This window comes from Veillonella agrestimuris (assembly GCF_943193065.1).
Lineage (GTDB): Bacteria > Bacillota > Negativicutes > Veillonellales > Veillonellaceae > Veillonella > Veillonella agrestimuris.
Window position 1 is genome coordinate 52394 of record NZ_CALPCS010000005.1, and the last position, 24972, is coordinate 77365.

The 24972-nt window shown below is 39.8% G+C and carries 30 protein-coding genes and 1 tRNA gene; 8 read left to right on the plus strand and 23 right to left on the minus strand.

The features are described from left to right. Nucleotides 1-100: 100 nt before the first annotated feature. Both NFR29_RS03535 and NFR29_RS03540 read left to right on the plus strand, forming a co-directional pair. Nucleotides 101-277: a hypothetical protein gene (locus NFR29_RS03535; RefSeq protein ID WP_251423336.1), complete on the plus strand. Its 177-nt coding sequence runs from the start codon at nucleotides 101-103 to the stop codon at nucleotides 275-277. A 400-nt stretch (nucleotides 278-677) separates the two neighbouring features. Continuing rightward, nucleotides 678-839 (plus strand): hypothetical protein, encoded by a 162-nt coding sequence (locus NFR29_RS03540; RefSeq protein ID WP_251423339.1) that lies wholly within the window; start codon nucleotides 678-680, stop codon nucleotides 837-839. A gap of 17 nt (nucleotides 840-856) precedes the next feature. Here NFR29_RS03540 and NFR29_RS03545 read toward each other — a convergent pair whose 3' ends face one another. From NFR29_RS03545 to NFR29_RS03575, 7 genes are all read right to left on the minus strand, one after another. Next, nucleotides 857-1528, minus strand: coding sequence for an NYN domain-containing protein (locus tag NFR29_RS03545; protein ID WP_251423342.1), 672 nt, complete (start codon nucleotides 1526-1528; stop codon nucleotides 857-859). Nucleotides 1529-1798: 270 nt separating this feature from the next. After that, nucleotides 1799-1889, minus strand: a tRNA-Ser gene (locus NFR29_RS03550). Between the two features lie 48 nt (nucleotides 1890-1937). Then, nucleotides 1938-2372, minus strand: a complete 435-nt coding sequence (locus NFR29_RS03555; protein ID WP_251423345.1) for a Dps family protein — start codon at nucleotides 2370-2372, stop codon at nucleotides 1938-1940. 146 nt (nucleotides 2373-2518) lie between these two features. Further along, nucleotides 2519-3079, minus strand: coding sequence for a serine O-acetyltransferase EpsC (epsC, locus tag NFR29_RS03560; protein WP_251423348.1), 561 nt, complete (start codon nucleotides 3077-3079; stop codon nucleotides 2519-2521). 27 nt (nucleotides 3080-3106) lie between these two features. Further along, nucleotides 3107-3868, minus strand: a complete 762-nt coding sequence (locus tag NFR29_RS03565) for a hypothetical protein (RefSeq protein ID WP_251423351.1) — start codon at nucleotides 3866-3868, stop codon at nucleotides 3107-3109. 24 nt (nucleotides 3869-3892) lie between these two features. Beyond that, a complete protein-coding gene (gene queF, locus NFR29_RS03570; protein WP_251423354.1) occupies nucleotides 3893-4390 on the minus strand; it encodes a preQ(1) synthase in 498 nt (165 codons plus the stop codon). A 171-nt stretch (nucleotides 4391-4561) separates the two neighbouring features. Then, the gene (locus tag NFR29_RS03575) at nucleotides 4562-6184 is read right to left on the minus strand and encodes a translocation/assembly module TamB domain-containing protein (RefSeq protein WP_251423357.1); all 1623 of its coding nucleotides are present in this window, start codon (nucleotides 6182-6184) and stop codon (nucleotides 4562-4564) included. A gap of 179 nt (nucleotides 6185-6363) precedes the next feature. Here NFR29_RS03575 and NFR29_RS03580 point away from each other — a divergent pair, with 179 nt between their 5' ends. Beyond that, the gene (locus NFR29_RS03580; RefSeq protein ID WP_251423360.1) at nucleotides 6364-7002 is read left to right on the plus strand and encodes a DUF3298 and DUF4163 domain-containing protein; all 639 of its coding nucleotides are present in this window, start codon (nucleotides 6364-6366) and stop codon (nucleotides 7000-7002) included. Between the two features lie 186 nt (nucleotides 7003-7188). Here the strand turns inward: NFR29_RS03580 and hisH are convergent, their stop codons facing one another. The 15 genes from hisH to hchA all read right to left on the minus strand — a co-directional run bounded on the left by hisH (nucleotide 7189) and on the right by hchA (nucleotide 20877). After that, nucleotides 7189-7809 carry an imidazole glycerol phosphate synthase subunit HisH gene (gene hisH, locus NFR29_RS03585; protein WP_251423525.1) on the minus strand — a complete coding sequence of 207 codons (621 nt, stop codon included), beginning with the start codon at nucleotides 7807-7809 and terminating at the stop codon, nucleotides 7189-7191. A 99-nt stretch (nucleotides 7810-7908) separates the two neighbouring features. Beyond that, nucleotides 7909-8991, minus strand: a complete 1083-nt coding sequence (gene hisC / locus NFR29_RS03590) for a histidinol-phosphate transaminase (RefSeq protein ID WP_251423363.1) — start codon at nucleotides 8989-8991, stop codon at nucleotides 7909-7911. 12 nt (nucleotides 8992-9003) lie between these two features. After that, complete coding sequence (gene hisE, locus NFR29_RS03595) at nucleotides 9004-9330, minus strand: phosphoribosyl-ATP diphosphatase (protein ID WP_251423366.1); 327 nt, start codon at nucleotides 9328-9330, stop codon at nucleotides 9004-9006. An 11-nt stretch (nucleotides 9331-9341) separates the two neighbouring features. After that, entirely contained in the window at nucleotides 9342-9653 is a 312-nt protein-coding gene (gene hisI, locus NFR29_RS03600) for a phosphoribosyl-AMP cyclohydrolase (RefSeq protein WP_251423369.1), read from the minus strand. 69 nt (nucleotides 9654-9722) lie between these two features. Continuing rightward, entirely contained in the window at nucleotides 9723-10481 is a 759-nt protein-coding gene (gene hisF / locus NFR29_RS03605) for an imidazole glycerol phosphate synthase subunit HisF (protein ID WP_251423372.1), read from the minus strand. A gap of 56 nt (nucleotides 10482-10537) precedes the next feature. Continuing rightward, nucleotides 10538-11263: a 1-(5-phosphoribosyl)-5-[(5-phosphoribosylamino)methylideneamino]imidazole-4-carboxamide isomerase gene (gene hisA, locus NFR29_RS03610; RefSeq protein WP_251423375.1), complete on the minus strand. Its 726-nt coding sequence runs from the start codon at nucleotides 11261-11263 to the stop codon at nucleotides 10538-10540. 9 nt (nucleotides 11264-11272) lie between these two features. Beyond that, the gene (gene hisB, locus NFR29_RS03615) at nucleotides 11273-11869 is read right to left on the minus strand and encodes an imidazoleglycerol-phosphate dehydratase HisB (RefSeq protein WP_251423378.1); all 597 of its coding nucleotides are present in this window, start codon (nucleotides 11867-11869) and stop codon (nucleotides 11273-11275) included. 24 nt (nucleotides 11870-11893) lie between these two features. Then, complete coding sequence (gene hisD / locus NFR29_RS03620) at nucleotides 11894-13168, minus strand: histidinol dehydrogenase (RefSeq protein WP_251423381.1); 1275 nt, start codon at nucleotides 13166-13168, stop codon at nucleotides 11894-11896. Between the two features lie 25 nt (nucleotides 13169-13193). Continuing rightward, complete coding sequence (gene hisG / locus NFR29_RS03625) at nucleotides 13194-14792, minus strand: ATP phosphoribosyltransferase (protein WP_251423384.1); 1599 nt, start codon at nucleotides 14790-14792, stop codon at nucleotides 13194-13196. 246 nt (nucleotides 14793-15038) lie between these two features. Beyond that, nucleotides 15039-15905, minus strand: coding sequence for a histidinol-phosphatase HisJ (gene hisJ / locus NFR29_RS03630; protein ID WP_251423386.1), 867 nt, complete (start codon nucleotides 15903-15905; stop codon nucleotides 15039-15041). Between the two features lie 84 nt (nucleotides 15906-15989). Beyond that, on the minus strand, nucleotides 15990-16490 hold the full coding sequence (locus NFR29_RS03635) for a GNAT family N-acetyltransferase (RefSeq protein WP_251423389.1): 501 nt from the start codon (nucleotides 16488-16490) through the stop codon (nucleotides 15990-15992). A 61-nt stretch (nucleotides 16491-16551) separates the two neighbouring features. Beyond that, complete coding sequence (locus NFR29_RS03640; RefSeq protein WP_251423392.1) at nucleotides 16552-17214, minus strand: energy-coupling factor transporter transmembrane component T family protein; 663 nt, start codon at nucleotides 17212-17214, stop codon at nucleotides 16552-16554. Between the two features lie 9 nt (nucleotides 17215-17223). Continuing rightward, nucleotides 17224-18033 carry an energy-coupling factor ABC transporter ATP-binding protein gene (locus NFR29_RS03645; RefSeq protein WP_251423395.1) on the minus strand — a complete coding sequence of 270 codons (810 nt, stop codon included), beginning with the start codon at nucleotides 18031-18033 and terminating at the stop codon, nucleotides 17224-17226. Further along, a complete protein-coding gene (locus NFR29_RS03650) occupies nucleotides 18026-19633 on the minus strand; it encodes an energy-coupling factor ABC transporter ATP-binding protein (protein ID WP_251423398.1) in 1608 nt (535 codons plus the stop codon). The genes NFR29_RS03645 and NFR29_RS03650 overlap by 8 nt, the downstream gene beginning before the upstream one ends. A gap of 395 nt (nucleotides 19634-20028) precedes the next feature. After that, complete coding sequence (hchA, locus tag NFR29_RS03655) at nucleotides 20029-20877, minus strand: glyoxalase III HchA (RefSeq protein ID WP_251423401.1); 849 nt, start codon at nucleotides 20875-20877, stop codon at nucleotides 20029-20031. Between the two features lie 263 nt (nucleotides 20878-21140). On the opposite strand from hchA, the gene NFR29_RS03660 reads away from it, so the two are divergent. After that, the gene (locus NFR29_RS03660; protein WP_251423404.1) at nucleotides 21141-22034 is read left to right on the plus strand and encodes a radical SAM protein; all 894 of its coding nucleotides are present in this window, start codon (nucleotides 21141-21143) and stop codon (nucleotides 22032-22034) included. 43 nt (nucleotides 22035-22077) lie between these two features. Here NFR29_RS03660 and NFR29_RS03665 read toward each other — a convergent pair whose 3' ends face one another. Further along, entirely contained in the window at nucleotides 22078-22620 is a 543-nt protein-coding gene (locus tag NFR29_RS03665) for a TetR/AcrR family transcriptional regulator (RefSeq protein WP_251423407.1), read from the minus strand. Nucleotides 22621-22774: 154 nt separating this feature from the next. On the opposite strand from NFR29_RS03665, the gene NFR29_RS03670 reads away from it, so the two are divergent. The 4 genes from NFR29_RS03670 (at nucleotide 22775) to rbsD (ending at nucleotide 24968) form a co-directional block, all read left to right on the plus strand. Continuing rightward, entirely contained in the window at nucleotides 22775-23050 is a 276-nt protein-coding gene (locus NFR29_RS03670) for a type II toxin-antitoxin system Phd/YefM family antitoxin (protein WP_251423410.1), read from the plus strand. Nucleotides 23051-23054: 4 nt separating this feature from the next. Then, a complete protein-coding gene (locus NFR29_RS03675; RefSeq protein ID WP_251423412.1) occupies nucleotides 23055-23375 on the plus strand; it encodes a type II toxin-antitoxin system RelE/ParE family toxin in 321 nt (106 codons plus the stop codon). A gap of 197 nt (nucleotides 23376-23572) precedes the next feature. Continuing rightward, the gene (rbsK, locus tag NFR29_RS03680) at nucleotides 23573-24463 is read left to right on the plus strand and encodes a ribokinase (protein ID WP_251423415.1); all 891 of its coding nucleotides are present in this window, start codon (nucleotides 23573-23575) and stop codon (nucleotides 24461-24463) included. 91 nt (nucleotides 24464-24554) lie between these two features. After that, on the plus strand, nucleotides 24555-24968 hold the full coding sequence (gene rbsD / locus NFR29_RS03685) for a D-ribose pyranase (protein WP_251423417.1): 414 nt from the start codon (nucleotides 24555-24557) through the stop codon (nucleotides 24966-24968). Nucleotides 24969-24972: the final 4 nt, after the last annotated feature.

The following is a 24972-nucleotide window of genomic DNA, read 5'->3' on the forward strand; positions in this document are numbered from 1 at the left end:
TACTTTGCTGTACAAACTCAACAACAAGAATTAACAGAAATAGACCTCTTGCCGAATTTCTCCCTGCAGTTACTATTACAGCAAAAAACTTGCCACAGAAATGACAAATCATAACGTAGAACAAAATGATTTATATGGTGAGTTGCCAATTACAGATGAGCATTTACAAAATAATTCAACTATTAGAGAAATGCTAATAAATCGTGGAATAAAACCAGAAACACTACCTCCTGAAATTGATATAAAAAAAGTAAAACGCAATTTAAAAGCAGAGTAAATTCCTCTACCTAAAATAAAAAATACGAATTTTTAATTGTTTCCCTCCTCCCCTACGCCAACAGGATAAGGGAAACAATTAAATACGGTACCTGAAGCGTCTCATCAGCCTAATAATGGAGTTTATCACCCTTACAAGTCTTAGATTTGGGAAATTAGTAGCGCTTAGATTACGCGATTATCATAAAGCATTCAATGTGATTGATATTAATGGATCAATTACTAATTTTAAAAAGGGTACTCCTAAAAATGTGTATTCGGTTCGCAAAGTTATGCTTAATAAGCGCGCTGTAGAAATTCTTGATATATTAATCTAGGAAAATAGAGTTAATTCATTTAAATCTACACGCTATTGCAAAGAGGACTATATATTTTCAACCAACACTGGCCACCCGTACAACTTGCAATATGTTAATAAAATTTTACGTAAAATCCACATTGCAGATAAAAAATTAGAACGAGTCGGCCACAAGGACCATCGTACTACGTTATCTGTATATACCCATGTATCAAAAGCAGCAAAACAAGAAGTAATTGATAAATTAAATACATTTGTTATATGAAATAAAGGGGCTGTTTATTACAGCCCCTTTTCTCCATTTTTATTTATACAACTTTTTAAACCATCTATATGTTCATGTAAATCTGCATTAATAGGATTCCACAATGGATCTAATATGAAGTCTATGCCCTCTCTTCTAGCTAACTTTGCAGCAGGTACAAAATCACTATCCCCAGCAATTAGTACAATTTTATCTACTTGCTTTTTATAGGCTAAAGAAGATACATCAACACCTAATTTCATATCTACCCCTTTTTGAGCAATAGATAAATAAAAATCTCGTTCTTTAATATCCTCTATATTTAGCTTGCCATTCAAAAGTTTTTTTGTTACATCTGGTCTTAGGTTATATGCGACCGCATTATCACTCAACCGTCCTAATCGCAAAGCAACCTTTCTCCTAGTTGTTAATTCTTTTATAAATTCTGTCATCCATTTATATTGCTCTGTATTTTTTAGTTTAATTGCTGTTTTTAATAAGGGATGATAAACTTCTTTATCACTTGGTGGGCAATCATAGTAGAATATTCTATATAAAGAAAAAGAATTAAATCTTTCTGCTCTTACATGCCTTTTACAATATTGAATAAAAAAATCAACACTTTCTTTAGGTGTTTTAAAATCTTTCAATGCATGTATTCTTTTCTGATAAAAACTGCCATCTACCAAAATTGCAATCTTCTTTTCCATTTTACTCTCCCCCCAAAAAAAAAGCTCTAAGCTTCAGCATTTCCCTCATAATGGGTTGCCTAAAACTAAGAGCACTATTTATTAATGTCACTATATCACAATTTAGTAACTTTGTAAAGATATATAAAACAAAAATCTTATTTGTCAATGGAGCGAAAATGAGGCGAACTTTTGCAAACTTATACCAATGTGCTATATAAAAAATAGCAAAACCCAGTATTTGCTAGGCTTTGCTATATTGCACTATCTAATTTAATTGTAAATAAAGCATGGCGGAGGATTAGGGATTCGAACCCTAGCGACGGTAACCCGCCCTAACGATTTAGCAAACCGTCCTCTTCAGCCTCTTGAGTAATCCTCCGTACTTACTGAACAATCATATCATAGCAGTAAGTTATTGTCAATTTAATTATTTAATCATGGATTCGATGAACCAGATTTGTTTTGTATAGTAACCAGCATGATCTTCCATCATGTTAGCAAGTGCGAAATGATCTTCTTCGCTTGCAGATTCACGGATAGCAAGAGCTTGGTCTTTCATGTATTTAATATCGTTCAACAAGATATCAATTACTTTACCTTGTGGAATATCTTCTTGACCTAATTCTTGAATTTTAGTCATTTCCGCATATTGAGCAACGTTAGCAACAGGGAATTGGCCTGCCATTTTCATTGCTTCTGCTACATCATCATAGTAGTCAAATGCGATATCATAAATTACTTCTAAGTATTCATGAATGGATTTGAATTGAGGGCCTGTTACATTGAAATGTAAGTTGTGAAGTTTCACGATCCATACGGAAAGATCTGCTAAATATTGGTTTACTTGTGCTGTGTTTTTCATAATAATTTCCTCCAAAATTAATTAATATGTTATCTAATACAATCATACAATTTGCACATCATATATGCAAATATTATTTGAAAAGCATTTGTAATTTGTAATCATTATTGATTATGTTGTTAGTATAACAATTGTATTTTTATTTGTCAACAAAATGTATCTATTTTTTTCGATTTTTTAATATACATATTCTCTGGATCTGCTTCAAATATAACTGTATCTGCTGGAATATCATGTTTAATGACGAGATTACAGCCGATTTTTGTACGAGCCCCAATAGTAATATTCCCTAATACCTTCGTGCCCGCACCAATTAAAACGCCGTCTTCTATAGTAGGATGGCGCTTTACTTTTTTTGAAGACATGCCTCCCAAAGTAACTTGGTGGAATAACGTAACATCATTCCCAATAATAGCCGTTTCACCGATAACAACGCCCATACCGTGATCAATAAAAAGGCCTCTGCCAATAGTCGCCCCTGGATGGATTTCAATACCCGTCACCCATCTAGCATGAAGGGCTATGCGGCGCGCTAAAATAGGCCACCCCGCTTTATAGAGGCGGTGCGCAAAGAAATGCCAAAAGAGTGCTTCCATATGGGGATATGTCCAAATCACCATCCACACACTCGTAGCGGCAGGATCTGACTCCATAACGCGCTTAATATTATATTGAATTTTCTGCCATAATTGACGCAAACCACCCATACAAGCTCCTATTCTCTTATTTATTTTCTACATTGCCAGTAATATACCTACCATCTTCAGGACTAGATGTATGACTACGAGCCAAGGTGTGCCTCGCCGCAGCCAACTCCATAGACCTTCGATTCTACTTTCACCATCATGGAACCGATAATGCCCCATTAGATAACCGCTTATGACTGCTACGATCAATAAAGGGCCGGTTATAATGAACCCGTCATGGCTAGTAAACAAAACGACTAAAAGCCATACGCCATAAGGCCACAAGGACCATCGCGGAGCCCACAAGAGATAAACGATCTCTACTAGAGCTCGTTGCAAAGACCACGGTTCCTTCTCCATATAGCGTTCACACCATGTAGGCGCCACCTTATGACCTTTTATTTGCTCATAGTAGAACTGTAAATCTCGTTCTCCATGGGTCAACCCTAATAGCTGTGAAAGCTGTAATACAGCCCCTATGGAGCCAATAAATAGAAGCCACCACAGACTTTGAATAAAACTATAACCGCCAACGATCATAAAACTACTAAAGTTATTCAACCCTGTGCTAATGAACCAATCTCTGCTAGCCAGTATCAATGCCATCACTACATACACAGCGATGCTTACGATAAGCCACGCGTGCCATTGAAACGATCGATTCCGTTCCATTCCACGCACATAATGGCCAGCTAGCACTGCACCGGGTTGTAAAGCTATGCCCATTCCTAAAAGAACCAATACTCCTATAGCAGCCAATTCCCATAGAACGGAAAGAATCATATACACGATAAGGACTAAGACGCTCATAGGATTGATTCCCCTATCGAGTCATTAACGGTATGCTACGCGCTCTGGTTGCATATCGTGGAAATGCAACCGTTCTTTCGCCGTCTTTTCCCATTCTGTACCAGGTTTACCATAGTTCGCATAAGGATCGATGGATAAGCCCCCGCGCGGTGTAAATTTACCCCACACTTCAATATATTTAGGATCCATCAATTTCACGAGGTCTTTCATGATGATATTGATACAGTCTTCGTGAAAATCGCCATGATTGCGGAAGCTAAATAAATACAGTTTAAGAGATTTAGACTCTACCATTTTTTTATCCGGTACATAAGAAATATAAATGGTAGCGAAGTCCGGTTGCCCTGTCATAGGACAAAGGCTTGTAAATTCAGGACAATTGAACTTAACGAAATAATCATTGTCCAGATGTTTATTATCAAATGCTTCTAATACATGTGGTGCGTAATCCGTAGGATATTCTGTTGTCGTTCCTAGCATCGTTACGCCTTGTAATTCTTGTTCTGTTCTACCAGATGCCATAGTTACCCCTTTCTTATTTACTTATATAGTATCTATTATCTATATACTGTCTATTTAATATATATTATAAATATATATTATAGTAGTATCCATAGTACTGTACTAAATCTATAGCGTTACACCAACACGTATTAACACTAGCAATATTATTAATTATAACACACAGACCCTCTATTTGAGTCGCAATGATTTCATCCGTTCCGACGCGCTCCGTATATTGGCTTTCGCTTCATCTAATTCACCATTCATTTTGAAAGCTGATTGTATATCTGCTTCTTGTAGCGCTTTTGTGTTATCTTGTATGCGTTTTACATTATCAGTAGCCGTAGCAAAGCCTTGTGTAATGCGGCCCATTTGTTCATCTAACTCTCCATAAGCACTTTCATCATAGAGGATAAAATTACTGCCCCCATTAGACGTAATATTGAGCGGTCCCATGGTAAGTTCTCCATTGTCAATGTGCAGTGCGTCCGTAGAAATCGTCGTAATCGGAGTTTGCACTTTCACATCAGCAAAGGAAAGATGGCGTCCTTTATTGTGGAACCAACCCGTAATCCCCTTAATAGGAATGAGCACATAGCGGCCTTCACCAGACCAAAAATTGCCCCATACTTCCATGTCCTTCGGTTGCCCATAGCTAACAAAATTCAAATTTGCCGATACAGGCACATCAAATTCTGGTGTTTTTAAAGCAATAGAACTATTGAGGTCTTTAGCAACGCCATAAATCTCGTAAGCTCGCGTATCTAAATTATAAACACCGTGAGCCTCCAATTTACCCTCATACACACTCGCATAGACTTGTTTAAAATTAAGAACCCCATCTTGGTATTCTACGTCACCTACGATATTTTCAAAGGTAAGAGCAGGAATTTGCAAAATCGGCATCGTTACACGGCCAATCGCCAACGGCCGATTAAGATCGCCCGTTACGTGCGTCAACAATGTCATTTTATCGTGAATGGAATCACCAAAGCCTAGAGACGATGGGTCTACGCCAAATATGTTAAGCTCCATATCGAGGGTAGGCATACGATGTTTGAGGACATCTTTCATATCGATGCGCCCCTTCATTTCTACACGGTCACCGATGGAAGTGCCACCAAATTTACCCGTCGTAAAGTCAATGCGAACAGCCCGATGCGTATCGATATCGAACTCGGCATTTACATCGTTCATCACATAGTGACGATTTCGTTGAAACAATTCTACGCGGCAATTATTGAGATATATCTTCACATCTAAATGTTGCCCTTGCCAATTAAAATTGCGCACCCGATTGCCCAATTCTTCTTGTCGATCTTGGGTTGTCTTTTTCGGTGCTTTCGGTTTCTTCTCAGCCTCTTCCAATGGTTTCTGCATATCTGGCGAAGGCGGCGCAAAATCAATGCGATTATTATCGTCTAAGTCGACTACCACTACCGCATCATTGAGCTCTATACTACGCACAGCGGAGGCCTTAAAGTTCTTCGTAATAATATCCCACATGTTGACCTTAATCGTCCCGCTAGGCACATTGAGCAATTCATTGCCTTCTGTATCACGCCACTGCAACTCTTCAAAGGACAATGTTCCCCACGGCGTAGCGCTCAAACTGCTTACTGTAATAACTCCATTCATCATGGATTGACGAGCCATCACTTCATTAAAAATGAAGCCCATACCACGACTAGCCATCGTAAAGAGCAGAAAAATAACCACTACACCAACTACCAATAGTGTAGCGATACTTTTAAGCCCTATCGTATGAAATTCTTTATATTTGCTCCAAAAGGAGCGAAGTTTCCGTATCATATCTGTATTATACCATTTTTAGTACAGTTTCTAATAAGGCGTATTGTAACTTACAATAAAATGAATTATAATATAGCTATACAATTAGATTGTATAATTTCTTTTTGTTTCTTATGTATTTGTGCCATGTTTCTACACTTCTGTCCATGGTAGAAACCAATTCTATGAAAGGAGTTCTTATGATGTTAAAAAAATTAATGCTTCCAGCCCTTCTCGCTACATGTATCGGCATCACTACTTCTCACGCGTACGTAGTAGATCAAACACAAGTGGATGGCAATATGAAATTGTCATACCCCCTCGTGTATGAAAGTAACCAAGATGTGCAACACAAAATCAATACCGATATTGCCCGCTATGTAGTAGCTGAAAAAGCCTACTATGAAAGCGGTGCCGCACAAAGCGTCGACTTAACCTATGAAGTGGCGTACGAAGACGCAGACTACTTATCCATCATTTTAACGCCGTACCACTATACGGGTGGCGCTCATGGTATGTACAATCGCATCGGCCGCGTTTATAACAAACATACTGGCGATGTAGTACCGTTATCTTACTTCGTTCGCATCGATTCTCCTATGGAATTGACTAATGGTCTTCGCAACAATACATTGACACTTGAATCTCAAACAGGTAGCATCGAAACGATGCAAAACGACACTTGGAACGAAGTGCCTTATATAAGCGACAACTACGCTCTTCGCGGCAATGGTAATATCGACTTGATTTACCAACCATATGAAATGGGACCTTATGCATACGGAGCTATGCGTATCCGCATAACCCCAGAAGCAACTGCGGCACTTAATATGAAATAAGCATCTCATATAAATGATGACGAAACCTTATATAAATAAATCTCTATAGAACAACATAAAGAACCCCCTTTAATGCTATCCCTAAAACATAGCATTAAAGGGGGTTTTGTATGTGTAAAGACCGGTTGATTATACACACCATGGTGATAAAACACGATTGATCTAAAGACGTTTTATACATCTATTTCAAGTGATTTTCACAGATTTTACAATATCACCAAAAGTGCGCAATAAATTAAGTCCTACTACACCACTTTTTTCTGGATGAAATTGCATACCATACACAAATTCTTTCTCCACTATACCAGGAATAGAGATACCATAATCAGCCGTCGTCGTAATAAATTGCTGGTCTGTATCTACATAATAAGAATGAACAAAATATGTATATTCTTCATGTATATCTCTAAATACACTCTTATCATTATGGACTCTGTTTTGATTCCATCCCATGTGCGGTACACGAAGATTTCCATCGTTGGGAATCGCTTTCACAACACCAGGAATGAGACCTAATCCCGCTGTAGGACCATACTCTTCCGATTCATCAAACAATAACTGCATACCTAAACAAATACCTAATAAAGGAATGGTACGATCTACTACTGCGTAAATAGTATCCATCAAATTGCGTTCCTTCAGCGTCGCCATAGCCGATGCATAAGCTCCCACCCCTGGTAATACAACGCCATCGGCACGCAACAAAACAGCAGGGTCCGCAGTAAGTACAGTTTCAATTCCAATATAATTGAACGCTTTTTGTACATTAAAGGTATTCCCTGCATCATAATCGATTATGGCAATCATAGATAAATCGATCCTTTCTTCTTGCTCCCATGTATAAATTGATATACGCTTATCTCCCATATATAAATTGATTTACGTTTATAAAAATCAATACATTTACTAAAGAGATGCCATATAGTCTCTCAGAATAGATCGCATCACAATACCATCTTCAGTAGCAGGGAACGTAAGCCGCAACCAATCTGGTCTCTGCCCGCGACGCACTTGATAGCCCTGTTCGAGCCACATATCAGCTAAAGCATCTGCATTAGGAACAGAGAAAAAGACAAAGTTAGCCTCACTTGTATAATACGTAATCTCTAGCTTCTGTAATAACTCTTCCCACAAAGCCCGTTCTATATCATTTTTATGAATTGTATCTTTTAAAAATAACTCGTCCTTGAAGGCTGCCTCTGCTGCGACTTGCGCTATAGTACTCACATTATATGGCAATCGTATCGTTTGTATATATTTCGTCACGCTCTCGCTACTCATCATATAGCCAACGCGATAGTTCGCCAATCCATAGGCTTTTGAGAACGTGCGCATAATACATACATTAGGGAATTCATCAAGGAGTTTACGCGCTGTTGGTTCTTTGCAAGAGGTTACAAAATCAATATATGCTTCATCGATGATAACTAACGTTGTTGCTGGCAAAGAAGTGATGAAAGTGCGGATGTCTTCTATCGTTTCATATATGCCAGTAGGATTATTAGGATTGCAAATCCACACGATACGCGTCGTATCGTCAACAGCTGCACGCATAGCTTCAAAATCATAATGCCCTGTTTCATATATACAAGGAACTTCCCGAATCACAGCCCCCTCGATAAGCCCATTCAAAGCATATTCAGAAAACGTGGGCACACTAATAACGATGGAGTCGCCAGGTGTAATATAAGTTGTATTAACCATAGAAATGACTTCATCTAAACCGACACCGATAATAAGCTGATTCTCTGCTACATCCCAATATTTTGCCAATACGCTACGTAAAGAAGATGCATTGCCATCAGGATATAAATTAGCATCATAATGCTCAATATAGTTCAGAACTGCCTCGCGAACCTTTGGCGATGTACCATAGGGATTTTCATTTGCAGATAACCGTACCAGTCTCTTTATACCGAGTCGTTCTTTTACAGATTCTTCTGATTCTTCAGGTACATACGATTTCAGTGTACCAATGATAGCCTTCATATTATGCTCCTTTTATAAGTTCGTAATCGCCTTCCGATCTACTATTTTACTAGCTAAACCTTCGCGACGAGCTAACTCTTCTAATACAGCTTCGTACGGAATGTCCTTTTCCACCAATAAAACGAGTAAATGATATAAAATATCTGCCGTTTCATAGACTAATTCTTGCGGCTCTTCATTCTTAGCGGCAATGACTACCTCCGTAGCCTCTTCGCCAACCTTTTTCAAAATTTTATCTAAGCCTTTTTCAAATAAGTAATTCGTATAGGACCCTTCTTTAGGTATTGATTTTCGCGCTTTAATGATGTCATATAAAGCGACTAGTCCCTGTCGTAACATCGATCTCTCCTTCATTCTATATCGTTAAAAAAGCAACTATTAGCCCCTGTATGACAAGCAGGCCCTTCTGGTTTTACCAAGACTAACAAGGTATCGCCATCACAATCAAGTTTCATACGAACAACGCGTTGCACATGCCCACTCGTTCCGCCTTTATGCCACAACTCTTGACGAGAACGCGACCAAAACCACGTCTCACCTGTTTCCACAGTTTTATAGAAACTTTCTTCATTCATCCAAGCCACCATGAGGACCTCTTTCGTAGCCTCATCTTGTACTACTGTCGGCAGTAAACTACTACCTTTTGCAAAATCTGGTTTCATATAAATTACCTGCACTCATTATAACGATCTAAACTATCTACTTCTATATTACCAACATCTCTTAACCGTTTAACGTACCATAATCCCTTCTGCTCGTAATGCAGATTTTAAATAAGGAATGGTAATGTCTCCAAAATGAAATATCGATGCTGCTAAAGCCCCTGTCACACCAGTATGTGCAAATAGTTCTATAAAGTCTTGTACACTACCAGCTCCGCCAGAAGCAATAATAGGAACATCTACGACAGATTCTAGCGCCTTATATAACTCTATATCAAAGCCTGATTTTGTACCATCTTTGTCCATACTAGTAACTAATAATTCCCCTGCACCCCGACGGACTGCTTCAGTAGCCCACGCAAGGGCTTCCCATTCCATTTTCTTACGACCGCCATGAGTGTAGGCATACCAAGTACCTGTCGTAGGATCCGTTTTCACATCAATGGCAACGACCATACATTGATTGCCAAATTTTTGTGCCCCTTCACTAATAAGTTCTGGTCGAGCTAATGCTGCAGAATTTAATGAAATCTTATCAGCGCCAGCTTTCAATAAAGCACTCATATCATCTACAGTACGTATCCCTCCACCTACTGTTAAAGGCATAAATACGCGGTTTGATACGTCTCGCACAACATCCCGCATCGTAGTGCGAGCATCGACAGTAGCCGTAATATCCAAAAAGACTAATTCATCAGCTCCTTGCTCTTCATAGGTAGAAGCTATGTCTACAGGATTCCCCACATCGACGAGATTAACAAAGTTAATCCCTTTTTTTACGCGACCTCCGTCTACATCAAGGCACGGAATAATTCGCTTCGCTAACATATAAACCTCCTAGTAGTATCGCTCTTATACTGAACATCATCACCAAAAGTGCTATCTTACGGATGTTCCCGATTAAAACGAGCGATTTCTTCCAATGTAATGGTTCCTTCGTACAATGCTTTACCTACAATGCTATCCTTAACACCGCTGTTAGCAAGACTCTTAATATCCTCCATATGACGCACCCCACCAGAGGCAATAATGCGGGCTTGAGGAAATGTTTCTTGCAATTGTACTAATAATGATTCATTAGCGCCTTGCATCGTTCCATCTCTATCCACATCGGTAACAATAAAATATTTCGCCCCGCCATCAACCATAGCAGCAATCAATTCAGTCATAGGAACATCGGATTGATCAATCCAACCTTCGGCAGCTACCTTCCCGTCTTTACCATCTACGCCAATAACAATGCGCTCTGCTCCATAGGTAGCAATGACTTTCTTGGTAAGTACTGGATGTTTCAGTGCTACTGAACCGAGAATTACTCGATCCACGCCAAGACCTAAATATAAATCAACCGCTTCTTGATCACGAATGCCCCCACCGACTTCCAAAATACCCGAAAATACACTCCGTACCTGACGTACAATATCTACATTAATAGGCTTACCAGCTTTGGCGCCATCTAAATCAACGAGATGCAACGATCCTACACCAGCCGCTTCATAATCTCTCGCTTGTGCTACAGGATCTGGATTGATTACCGTTTCTTGTTTAAAATCGCCTTTATATAAACGTACACTACGCCCCTCTTGCAAATCTATAGCAGGAAAAATCATATAGCCCCCTTATATAACACCTTTCGTAGAATTCACACCAATAATCTCTGCATGAATCGTCACTGCTTTACGCAATGCTCGTCCTGTAGCCTTAAACATACTTTCAATAATATGGTGCGTATTACGTCCATATATATTTCGCACATGTAAATTCATAGCTCCACTAACAGATAGCGCCTGAAAGAAATCTTCTACAAGTTCAGTTTCAAAATTACCGCCTAATACAGGTGTAGTGAATGCACCATCAAACACGAGATAAGGGCGACCGCTAAGATCAATAACCACCTGCGTTAACGCTTCATCCATAGGCACCCAAGCGTCACCATATCGCTCGATACCCGCCTTATTGCCAAGGGCCTGTTTCAACGCTTCCCCTAGAGTAAGTCCAATATCTTCAACGGTATGATGTGCATCAATGTGCGTATCGCCTACAGCATGTACACAGAGCCCAAACCGTCCATGTTTAGCCAATAAATGGAGCATGTGATCTAAAAAACCAATGCCCGTATTAATATGGATATCTTGATTCCCATCTAAACTCAACGTAACAGTAATATTCGTTTCACTCGTTTCACGCGTTGCCGTAGCCACTCGGTGTTGCTCCATTATTGTCCCTCCATTGTTGCAACCCTATTCAAAACGGACTTCCACTGCTCGCGCATGAGCTTCCAAACCTTCCGTTCGTGCCAAGGTAGTAATATCTTTTGCCACTTCTGCTAACCGCTCTTTTGTAAATTGCGTAAAGGAAATGCGTTTTACAAAATCATAACCCCCTAAAGGAGATGAAAACTTCGCTGTCCCACTCGTCGGCAATACGTGATTAGTACCGCCTAAATAATCGCCCAACGGCTCTGATGCATAATTACCAAGGAATACAGAACCAGCATGTTGTACCATACTCATATACGTCATAGGGTCTGGCAATTGAATTTCCAAATGTTCTGGTGCCACTTCATTCATAACATTAAACATTTCTTCAATAGTATCCATTACTACAATATAACTATTATTTTCTATCGCCTGTCTAGCTATATCTTCTCGTGGTAATTGTGAAAGCTGTCGCTCTACTTCATCCGCTACAGTGCGAGCGAAACTGTCACTATTGGTTACTAAAATAGCCCGTGCCCGAGGATCATGTTCCGCTTGCGATAATAAATCAGCCGCTACATACACTGAATTTGCACTGTCATCAGCAATAATACCAATTTCACTAGGACCAGCAATCATATCGATGTCGACTTGACCAAACACTTGTCGCTTTGCCGTAGCCACATAAATATTGCCAGGTCCTACAATTTTATGAACCTTTGGAATCTGTTCTGTTCCATATGCCAATGCAGCGATCGCTTGCGCACCACCTACCTGATAGACTGCATCAACACCAGCTAGTTTTGCAGCCCCTAACACAGCGAGATTAATGCCATCCTTTTGAGGCGGCGTAACCATAACAACTTCTTTAACCCCTGCAATTTTTGCTGGCAACGCAGTCATCATGATCGTCGATGGGTATGCAGCTGTCCCTCCAGGTACATAAATACCCACCCGCTCTAAAGGAGTCACTTTTTGTCCTCGAATAATACCTGGTGTATCCATATCTACGAAACCTTGTTCAATTTCGCGACTATGAAATTCTATAATATTAGCTTTTGCTTTTAGTAAAGCCGCTTTTAAATCATCAGACAAAGCATCATAGGCTTGGTCAATAACAGCTTGGTCAATTTTAAAACAGTCTACAGCAACGCCATCAAAAGTACTAGAATATTCACGCAACGCCTTATCCCCATCAGTGCGTACTGCTTCGATAATATCATATACACGTCGTTCAATATCCATATCTGTTGTTTGTTGTGTATAATTCTTTACAATATCTAACATAGTCGTTAGCGATTCTTTATAGATTTTCATATATATCCCTCTATTCTTACTGTCATCAATTAATCGCTGTTGCTAACCGATCCACTAAATCAAAAATAATATTTCGTTTTTGTTTTAATGCCAATGGATTGGCTACAAGCCGAGTCGAAATAGGTCTTAAATAATCAAAAATTTCTAAATTATTCTCTCGCAATGTCGTTCCTGTTTCAGTAATATCTACGATAGCATCAGCAAGTCCCACAAGAGGCGCCAACTCTACGGATCCTTCAATTTTAATGATTTCTACATCTTGAGATCCAAAATATTGTTTTGTAATGGTCGGATATTTCGTACCAATTCTCTGACGTCGGCCCTCTCTTGGATTATACCCTGCCAGCGAGGCTAATACGAATTGACACTGCCCCGTTTTTAAGTCCAGCAATTCATAGCTCGTATTATCTTGCTCATCAAGTACATCACTGCCAACAATGCCGAGATCTACCACACCATTATGTAAATACGTTGTTACATCAGGGCCTTTCGCTAAAATCACTTCTAAGTCATCGCCTAAAGCAATAATCAATTTACGTGCTTTATTTCGCAATGGTTCACAATCGATACCACAAGCCTCTAATAGGGGAATAAAATCTTTTTCTACCCGACCTTTCGTAAGGGCGATACGTAATCCGCCTTTTCGTTGGGGTACTCTTTCACCAATACTAGAGACTGCGGTCAGTACATCAATATTGAAAGCCATCCCCACAGCAGGCATAGGCTCACCGTCAAAATTGGATAGCACATGATCATAACGACCACCGCTAACGATATATTGAGAAATACCATCTACATAACCACGGAAGGTAATCCCCGTGTAATATGATTGAGGTGGTTCATTAGAAATATCAATGCGCACCGCTTGACCTGTATTATCAATAGACATACCTACATCTAGCAAATGATCCACGATTCGTTGAGCCGTTGTTGGTAAAATAACCTCTGCTAAAGCAGTTCTAATCTCCTCTATAGTGCCGAACAAACGAGGCCATAGGATAAGAAAAGGATATAATGCACTATTTCGATAGGCAGCAATCAATTCATTATAGCGTGGCAAATATTTCGTAAATAATGCCTCTAATAATTCCTCTCGTTCCGCCTCCATAAGTCCTAACGCATCTGTAATAGCACGAGCAAATTGGGCATCACCTAGTTCAAGATATAATTGATTATTCAGTTCACTCTGATTGACCTCTTGTATAATGGAAATGCATTCTAATTCTGCATCTAAACCTTCATAACCTACCATTTCAATGCCACCTTGTGTAACTTGATTAATATGGCCTTGATGCTGTTTATGTTTTACTAAAACGTCACCAAGATAATATAAAGTTCTAGGTAATTCAATATTGGTAGTTGCTAAAAATCGACCGATAGGCATCGTCAAATCAGGTCGAATCACGACAGCACTATCCGCGCTATCAATACACTCATACATTTGCTGACTACGTCCTAAGGCATAGCCCTTAAATGCCTCTTTATATTCTACAAGAGGTGTTGAAATTTTAGTATATCCCCGATTACGACAAAGCCCTAGCCAATATTGGCTAATATCATCTTTTCGCTCTGCCATCACGCCTATATCATCTCGAAACCCCGTTAATAACTGCTTTTGTACCATTCTAAGCACCCTTCCCACTACAATTCTATACATAAATCAAACAAATACTACTGATTCATTTCTTTACACATACTTACCTTCAGATTTTTCTATCAATCTTCCTTCCAATTTTATCGCTTTAACGTAGTAAAGTGATAAAATCATAATAATACGCTTCTATAGAATTGTCAATAGAAGCGTATGCTATAAACTATATTTTTATTCTGTCCCACCGTATAGCGTGAACCTCATATAATGAGAAACGATTTACTCCCACACATTAACAATATCTGCCACGCTATGGGCATCTGATCCGAGCACAAAAGGAACTCCAATGACCGCTGCCATACCTTGAATGAAACGACTTGGATACATTTCTTTACAATGCGGTTTGAAGAAACCACTCATATTGTAATCTAGTTCTCGTCCTTGCACGTGCATAATATGTAGAATATCGCTCACCACTTGGGCATTACGGCGATCCAAATGACGGTCATAGCCAAAATAATGTTGGAACTTTTTAATTAAATCAAAATGACCGATGCGCTTCGGTGTATATTCGCCTAAATCTGCCCGTACAGCTTGGCGCATAATGGTAAAGTATTTATAATACAATTCACTTTGATTATGAATCCAAGGCGCAAAACCTTTTTGTAATTCTTCTGGACTATAGTCAACGCAGTAAAACTGCCCTTCTACACCGTCCATAAAATGAACCGATAAGATATTATCTTCTGTTAAAGGACCATAACGGTCTAAAAAATCTTGAATTTCGGTTTCAAATCCTGGAATATAATCCACTTCAAAACCGAGTGATATATCTATGTGCGTACCATACGCACGCTGTAACTGGCGGCCTAACTCTAAATAAGCATCTACTTGATTCATTTTCAAAGATGCCATTTCATAGGCTTTTCTATTTCCCCCATATTCAGACAAAAATCCCGCTGGCAATGGTGCATGTTCCGTTAAGCAAATCTTTTCGATGCGCAACTCAATAGCTTTTTCTATCATCAACGCCGTTCTATCACCGCTACCATGGGGACATAATTCAGTATGTACATGGCCGTCCACCAATCGGTTCCGGTACGTCCCAAAACCGACAAACTGCCGTTCTGCTTTCATATTTATCATGCTGCCTAATACCCCGCTTACTCTATCCCTGTTATATACTCGACTTATACTCTGTTCCTATTATATCAAATTGTAAAAATTTTGTTACACCAATAATGCATAAGTTTCTGTATCTTGATAAGCACCATGTTTAAAGCCTACCTCTGGCAATAATCCGCAGTAGGTGAAACCAAATCGCTCATGTAATATGCGACTTCCTTCATTGCCAGCTGTAATAACAGATACTACATTATGCAAATTTGGATTGGCTTTAGCAATGTCCAATATGTAGCCCATCAATTGTGTTGCTACCCCTTGTCCGCGATACTCCGGATGAATATAAATAGACAATTCTACCGTGCTTTTATAGGCTTCTTTCATACGATATGGTGAAAGTGATGCATAGCCTACTACCATATCATTTATGATACCTACAACAATGGGGTGATGGGCATCGTCATGGTCACAGTACCACTGTTTCCATTCCTCCAAAGTGCGCGGCTCTAAATCAAGGGTTGCTACACCGTTTAGCACTTCGTAATTATAAATCGCCAAACAAGCCTCTATATCTCCTTCTTCAATGGGACGAATCGTTACATTGCTCATACTATCACCTTCAACAAAAAGTGCAACACTAGAGGCTCTAGCGTTGCACTTTATGCACTACTTATACAAATAATAATACTGTAATCACCACCAAGCCCGCAATAACTGCGTAATCAATGGCTTTTAGCCCCACCGATGCAGCAAAGCTATGGTTCTTACCACCAAATCCGCGCAATTCCAATGACAACGCCATTGTCTCGGAGCGCCCTAGTGATTTCAATAGTAATGGTTGAATCACCGATGCGTAGGATTTCATCCGTTTTAAAATATTTCCTTCTAGTGAAAGCCCTCGGCAGGCTTGTGCTTCTTGAACAGCCTTGCTTTCACCAATGAAATCTGGCACAAAACGGAGTGCCGCTGTAAACATAAAGGCATATTCGTAAGGAATTTTACATTGCGTTACAAGAGCTGCCGTCAAATCTTGAAGCTTCGTCGTTCCCAACAAAGCTATAAAGACCGTTGTCATAGAGAGCATTCGTAAACCTGCAACGATAGCCGACGGAATATCACCACTCCCTACATATTGGACAAGTCCTAAGAATACGGCAAAAACGACTAAAGCAGCGATAGCCTTATATTGTTGTCGAAAAATGCCAAAGAAGAGTAACACCAAGAGTTCCGCTAAAACCAAGACTAACAAGGATTGCCAATCTCTAAGCAAAATAGCCCATACGGATACGGCGAGGGTCATGAGAATTTTTGTAAGTGGTACTAATCGTTCCATAATGCCCTCCTATCCTTCTAACTGAGCCAATAATTTACGGCGCAATTCATCCATCGATTTGCAATACCCTAATCCAGGCACTGCTAATGAAAGTTCTACACTTGGCGGTCTCGTAAGACCTAAATCGTGCAATTCATCAGCAGTTTTTGTAAATAACGCTTCTGGTGTACCATCAAAGGCGACTGTACGATTTCCCATGATGATAGCACGGGTACATTCAGCAGCCATTATTTCCATATCGTGGGTAATGAGCAAAATCGTCAGCCCTTCTGCATGCAATTGACGAAGTAAAGCTAACAGCTCCTTCGTCTCTTTCCCATCTTGACCGCTCGTCGGTTCATCAAGGATGAGAATGCTCGACTCCATAGCTAATGCAGAAGCAATAGCAACACGTTGCTTTTCGCCGCGACGCAATGTAGGCGGATAGGCTTCGCGCAAATGACTGATACCTACTTTATGAAGTACATCGTTGACGATACGCTCTACGTCTTCTTTGGAACGACCTAACGATTCAGGGCCAAAAGCAACTTCTTCCGCTACAGTAGATCGGAACATTTGTCGATCTGGCTGTTGGAACACATATCCGATAAATTGCCCCCGTTTAGATGGTGGCATCGTCGTAATATCAGCGCCATTATAATACATACGTCCTTCTGTTGGCTTTTCAAGGCCCATCAAGAGACGAGTAATGGTGGTTTTGCCACATCCATTTTTACCGCCAATAGCGATAAACTCACCACCGTGAATAGTGAAATTTACATCTTTAAAAATATCTACCGATGGCACATAGCCAAAGCGTAAGTTTTCAACCTTAAGCACGTGTGCCACCTCCTGTTACTGTATTCTCAGAATCTTCAGCTGTAATATTAGAACCTAGTTCTGTACGTTCCGAATCTATAACGCTATGAGTTGAATAGCTAGTCCTAGCATGAACGGAACGATCGATAGCCTTTGCCATTTCAATATAATGAAGGCCTTTAATAGCCGATTCAATACTAAGCCATGGTTCTGCACTACCATAACCAGCCGATTCTAGTTCTAAATAAGTAGTAAATACCGATGGTAGTGCATCTACATAAATATTGTGTTCATACATGTAGCGTAATGTTGTAGCTACATCACTATCACATACCACCTTGCCATCGTTCATCAAGGCCATGCGATTAGCATACGGTAATACAGCATGTAAATCGTGATCAATAACAACAACCGTAATGCCGTGTTCTTTGTTTAAAGCACCTACAAGACGATATAACTCAGCAGTCCCATCAGGATCAAGGGAACTCGTTGGTTCATCTAAAACAAGTACAGACGGATTCGTAGCCAAAACAGAAGCAATGGCCAATCGTTGTCGCTGACCGCCAGATAGACTTGTTACCTTACGATCTTCTAATCCCTCGAGGCCAACTTGACGGAATACGTCTCGGCTACGTTTTTCAATAACATCTCGGCTATATCCACGATTTTCCATAGCGAAAGCCACTTCTTCTCTCACTGTAAGAGTTACCAACTGCGTATCATAATCAGCCAATACTACACCAATGTGATTAGCAAGTTCAGGAATATCCATTTGTGTCGTTGCTTTTCCGTCCACAAATACCATACCTTCTAACCGGCCACCGTAGAATTTTGGTACTGCCCCTACCATAGCCATACAAATCGTACTTTTACCAGAACCAGCAGGCCCCGTAATGACAAGAAAGTCCCCGTCATGAACATCTAAATTAACATTTTCTATAGACGGCGTACTCGCCTTAGGATAGAAATAGGTGAGGTGTTCCATAGAAATCTTTGCTTGTCGCTCTGGAAGAATTGTCAATCCACTATGATTGCTCATGCCTTCATGATCACTTGGTAACATACCTCGTTTAGCAAACAATTTTTGAGCTGGAATATATAATACAGGCGTAATTACCGCATTGAGGCCTGCTACCATGAGAACTAATGGCCACATAGCTTTCACATATACGGTGCTTGGTAATTCTAGCACTTGCCACAAAAGAGTAACGAAAATACCACCAGATACGACAGTGGCGAGAAACCCAGACACGATAGGCGTTATATCCATACCACCTATGCGTTTCCAAGATAGGTTCATCATAGCTCGCGTTACGAGAGCTGCTGTCAACGCACCACCCGGTTCAGACAATAAATTGCCGTAAGGAAATGCCGATTTAGACGTCAAAATCGTCAAGAACGCTGCCACAAACCCGATGCCTAGTGTCTGCGCATAACTCGGTTTCGTCAACAATATGGCTACACAGTAAGTAGCAATCATCCAATTAGGCGTTACACCAGCAATACTAGGACTTACTAAATGCAAAATAGCACCTAACGCCAATAATAGTGTACTCACTGTAACCCAACGAAACTTGCCTCCTTGCTTATGGGTATATACAAGATCCTGAATCCGCTCCATAATTTGCCTCATTTCCTTATTCATTCGGATAAATATATAATCTTTATTGTATCATATTAGCGCTAGTTTATAAAAGTTAGTTACTATGGATAGACTAACACCTACTTCATAGGTCAGCGCTAATCTAATATACAAAAGTAAGGTAGGCAACCCCTAAAAGCTCCAACGAACCAGGTCTTCGCCTACGGCTCAGGGTCGAAGTCACTTTTAGGGGATTACCTACCTCTAGGATATGTACATATTCACTGCACTGACCTTATTACACACATAAATGGCCTAGGGAGTAGTATTCCCTAGGCCATTGTTCTAATGAATAAGGTATCCCTCTAAGCGACTTTAGCCCTACCGAAGGTAGACCTGGCTATTGGAGCTTTGAGGGGTGCCTTATTCATTTCTTATAAAGATTCTAATAAAGTTTTTGCCGCTAATTTACCAAGGTTGTTAGCTGCCAATGGGCTATCGCCGGACAACAAATTACGGTCACGATGTACAGAACCGTCGATATTTTCATTTAAAATGTTCATACCTAATTCTGCCAAACGTGTACCCATGTACCAACGAAGGTGACCAGGCATGTAACCCATATCTGGAGATGTACGGTCTACGATATCTGGTAGTAAGCAGATGTCATAGCCACGGAACATGAAGTCTTCTGGGTTTTCATCAATAGCGCCAGCCAATAAGCCTGCTGGACCATGGCAAATAGTAATGATAAATTCATTGCGATCTTGGAAATGTTTCAATGCTGCTTTTACATCACGGCTTTCATCAAGGCCCACTAAAGCACCATGACCACCAGGAATGTATAAAGCAAAATATTTATCTAAACCATCTGCAATTACATCAGATAATTTTTTAGGTTGTTTAAATTGTTCTGCATAGCGTTCAAAGAATTCTTTCAAACGAGTGTCTTCTTTAGGCATCGCCCAGAATTCGAATTTCACAGGGTTGCCAGACAAGGTAACAATTTCAAAATCCCAACCGGCTTCTGCTAAATGATACATTGGAACCAATGTTTCTACTGGATGATTACCAGTGGAGAAAAATGTACCATTATCCATCAATACATAACGTTCATCGGATGCGATGATAAGAATCTTTTTATCCCCTTTGTATTTTGTAGCATATTCAAAGTCCGACAAATCACTAACAGGAGCTGTGAATTGGGACAAAGAATATTCAGATGGGAAAAATGCATTATGTTCCGCCACATCAGGCGTTGGTTTTTTAGATAATTCAGCCATAATTTACCTCACATATTCATACTATAATGCTAGCTAATTCATCGTGTATGTTAGCTAAGTTAGGATACACACTCTCTAACTGTTCCCTAGTATAACACCCATATTCACAAATTTCAATATACCAAGATCAAGTTAGACACTTCTCTTCAGTTGTCACACCCATACTGTGACAACACATCCAAAGTGTATCACTTGTATCTACATACATTGAGCTTCTCCGATTTCTACATTACAATAGCCTTATTAATAACAAGGAGGTTTTTATGAAATATACAGGTACGACGTATCGCCCACCATACGAAGCTAATTCACTTTTAATCCAAGTAACACAAGGTTGTAGTCACAATAATTGTAGTTTCTGCACTATGTATCGAGACGTGCCATTTATGATGGAGTCTATAGAGCAAATCAAAAGTGATTTATTGGAAGCTCGCCAAATGTATCGTTCCGTACGTCGCATTTTTCTGCTCAATGGTGACGCTTTTACATTAGGGTTCGACAAATTAAAAGAAATTGGCGAAATGATTATTGATATTTTTCCTGAAGTAGAAGATATCGCATCATACGCCACCATTCAAAGCATTGCACGTAAAACTGACGATGAGCTCAAGGCACTTCGCGACCTTCGGTTCAACGGTATGAATGTTGGTTTTGAAAGTGGTAACGACAAGGTTCTCTCCCTTTTCACTAAAGGCAATACGGCAGCAGAATCGGAAGAACAATTGATGCGCCTCAAAACATTTGGCTATGATTTTTGTATGAACGTTATTATGGGCGGTGGCGGCCTTGAATACTCTAAAGAACATATCGATGATACAGCAGCCATCATTAACCGGATAAACCCATGGATGGTATTTCTTATGACGCTTTTTGTTACTCCTGGCAGTCCATTACACGATATGGTGCAGCGAGGCGAACTCACCGAAGGCACTGCAGGGGACGTACTCATGGAAGAAGAGCGACTCATTAATTCACTCCATCTCGACAATACCTATATACTAGGCATGCATACATCAAATGCTGTACCAATTGCAGGTATCTTGCCACAAGATAAAAATAAGATGTTATCTGATTTACGTACAGGTATTGCCAATTTAGACGAAAATTTTCTTAACAAAACGCATAAACGCTCCACGGAAGGACGTTATGTAGATTAAATTAAAAGGCATGTAGTGTTTATGTCCACTACATGCCTTTTCTTTATTTAGTCCGTATCATGTTAGCTACTAACGCCGCCAATTCTTCAGGTGCCTCTTTAAAACCTCGTTCATACCAATCCCTTTTGAGTTGATATAACCCACCAATAAGAAAGGACATCATAAGGTGAAATTCTCGCTTATCCAAGTCTATAAACTGATGACTTAACATACAAAACTGGTCTCGCATAGCTTCATTATATTTAACAAGTAACCATGCTTCAATCTGACCTTCATAAATAATGCGAAGATAGTTTCTATTATGCTGCCAAAATGTGAAATACTCCACTAATGCAGATTGTAGTGTAATAATAGAAGATGTATGCAAACGATGATTCACTTCTCTAATAAGCCGATCCATAATAGAAGCTAATATATCTTCCTTTGTTTTAAAATGGCGATAAAAGGTTTGCCTTGATACATCCGCTTCCTGTACAATGCGAAGTACCGTAATTTCCTGATACGGCATCGACTCTGTAAGCAGCAAAAAGGCATCTACAATCATTTGCCTATATCGTTGCGCTACTTTGTTGTCTGATTCTTTCATTCCTGCCTCCCTATAGATACTACTATTATATCATATAAATGATATAATAGTAGTATCATCTATTACATCATAGGGACAGTACAGCATAGTGTGCAATACACAATGTAAGAACTATTCAAATAAGCTATGACATAATTTCAACAAGGAGATTCTTATGCTACGTGAAACAATCCGACCATCATCTGATTTACGCAATAAATATCCTGAAGTATCCAAATCACTCCAATTACGAGATGAAGCTGCTATTATTACCGTTAACGGTCGTGGTGATACTGTAAGTTTAGGCTATAACACGTATAATGCATTAAAAGCAAAAATTACTATTCTAGCCTCCATTGTAGATGGCCAAGAAGATATTATCGAAGGACGTATTAAACCTGTTGAAGAAACGTTTGCTGACATTCGCGCCATGTTAGACAATATGGAGTAATATAATGAATGCCTATACACTCAATCGTTCCGATACATTTAATGACGAACTTCAGAGACATATTCTCTACGTGGCGACTCAATTTTCTCGGGAAACAGCCTATCAAGTATTAGAAAGAATTGAGCAATCTATCGGAAACTTAAAACACCATCCTTTTATGGGTAGAAAATTAAATATAAAAGAAATAAAAACACGAAATATTCGGGTACTCATTTTAGAGAAACTCATACTCTTCTATACAGTTACAGAAGAAACTAAAACAATTAATCTCATCTCCCTATTAGATCAGAGACAAGATTACGAGTACGTTCTCATCGGCCTATAATAACAAAATTTTACTTTTAATCTTACCCCTTACACACAATAATTGTATACTATACATTCTTTCAATAATAACCTACATAAATAGAGAAAACAGTCTAGGCAGATAGCGACCAAATAGTATATACTAATAACTGAAAAAGTTGCACTAATGCTAATACAATAGGCAACGTATAATCACAGATACTATAAGGAGTCACTATGAACCACATTGTTGTCATAGGTAGTTGTAATATGGATATTGTCGTGCTCGCAGACAAGCGTCCTGTAGCAGGCGAAACCATATTAGGCAACGAATTACATATTGCTCACGGCGGTAAAGGTGCTAACCAAGCAGTAGCAGCCGCTCGTGTAGGTGCTAATGTAACTATGGTCGGTTGCATTGGTAATGATGCGTATGGTGAAATGATACGCACTAATTTAATCAATAACCACATTAATGTAGACTATCTCGTTACTTTAGACGATGTGACGACAGGAACGGCCCACATTACATTAGCCGAAGGCGATAATAGTATCATCGTTATTCCTGGCGCCAACGCTCGCGTTGATGAAAGCATCGTAGACAATGCATGGTCTGCTATCGAACAAGCCGACCTTGTAATGGTACAAAACGAGATTCCTATTTCCACTATCGAATATATTGTAAGGCGCTGTGCTGCGGCTAATATCAAGGTTCTCCTCAATCCAGCTCCTGCAGCTAACCTCGATCCACAATGGATGGAACTGGCCACTTATATTACGCCTAATGAACATGAGCTTTCTGCCCTCTATCCTGGCCAAGATACAACAGAAACGGTACTCGCCCACAGCGGTAAAATCATCGTTACCCTCGGCAAACAAGGCGTCGGCATCGGTGAAAATGGAGCGTTCCGCATCATTCCTGGTTTTTCTGTAACACCAGTAGATACAACGGGTGCCGGTGACACCTTCAATGGTGCCTTTGCCAAGGCTATTGTCAATGGTGAAAGCCTCGACAATGCACTTCGTTACGGCAATGCGGCAGCAGCGCTGTCTATACAAGCGTTAGGTGCCCAAGAAGGTATGCCTACGCATGCAGCAGTAACAGCATTCCTAGCAGAACATGCGTAATCATCGAATGAAATCCATTCATATTAGCCATTTAGAGATATGATGTATTACATATACCATTCAAAGATATAATATATATAGGAGATCTACTATGCAACGCCAAGGCATATTAAATAGCCACATCGCGAAAGTCCTAGCCGATTTGGGGCATACTGACACAATCTGCATTGCAGATTGCGGTTTACCCGTGCCTGAGGGGGTCTTTAAAATCGACGTAGCCCTCGACTTAGGTGTACCTAGCTTTCAACAAGTCTTAGATATCGTATCCACACATATGAAAACGGAAGCTATCCATATAGCTGTCGAAATGAAAGACCATAATCCAGCATTATACCAATATATGGAAGAAACCTATCCAAAGGACGCATTCCAATGGATTGAAACAAATCATGAGGCTTTCAAAGAAGCCACTAAACAATGCAAGTGCATCATTCGTACTGGCGAAGCAACGCCGTATGCGAATGTAATATTACGGGCTGATTGTATTTTTAGCGATCGCCCATAGGCAG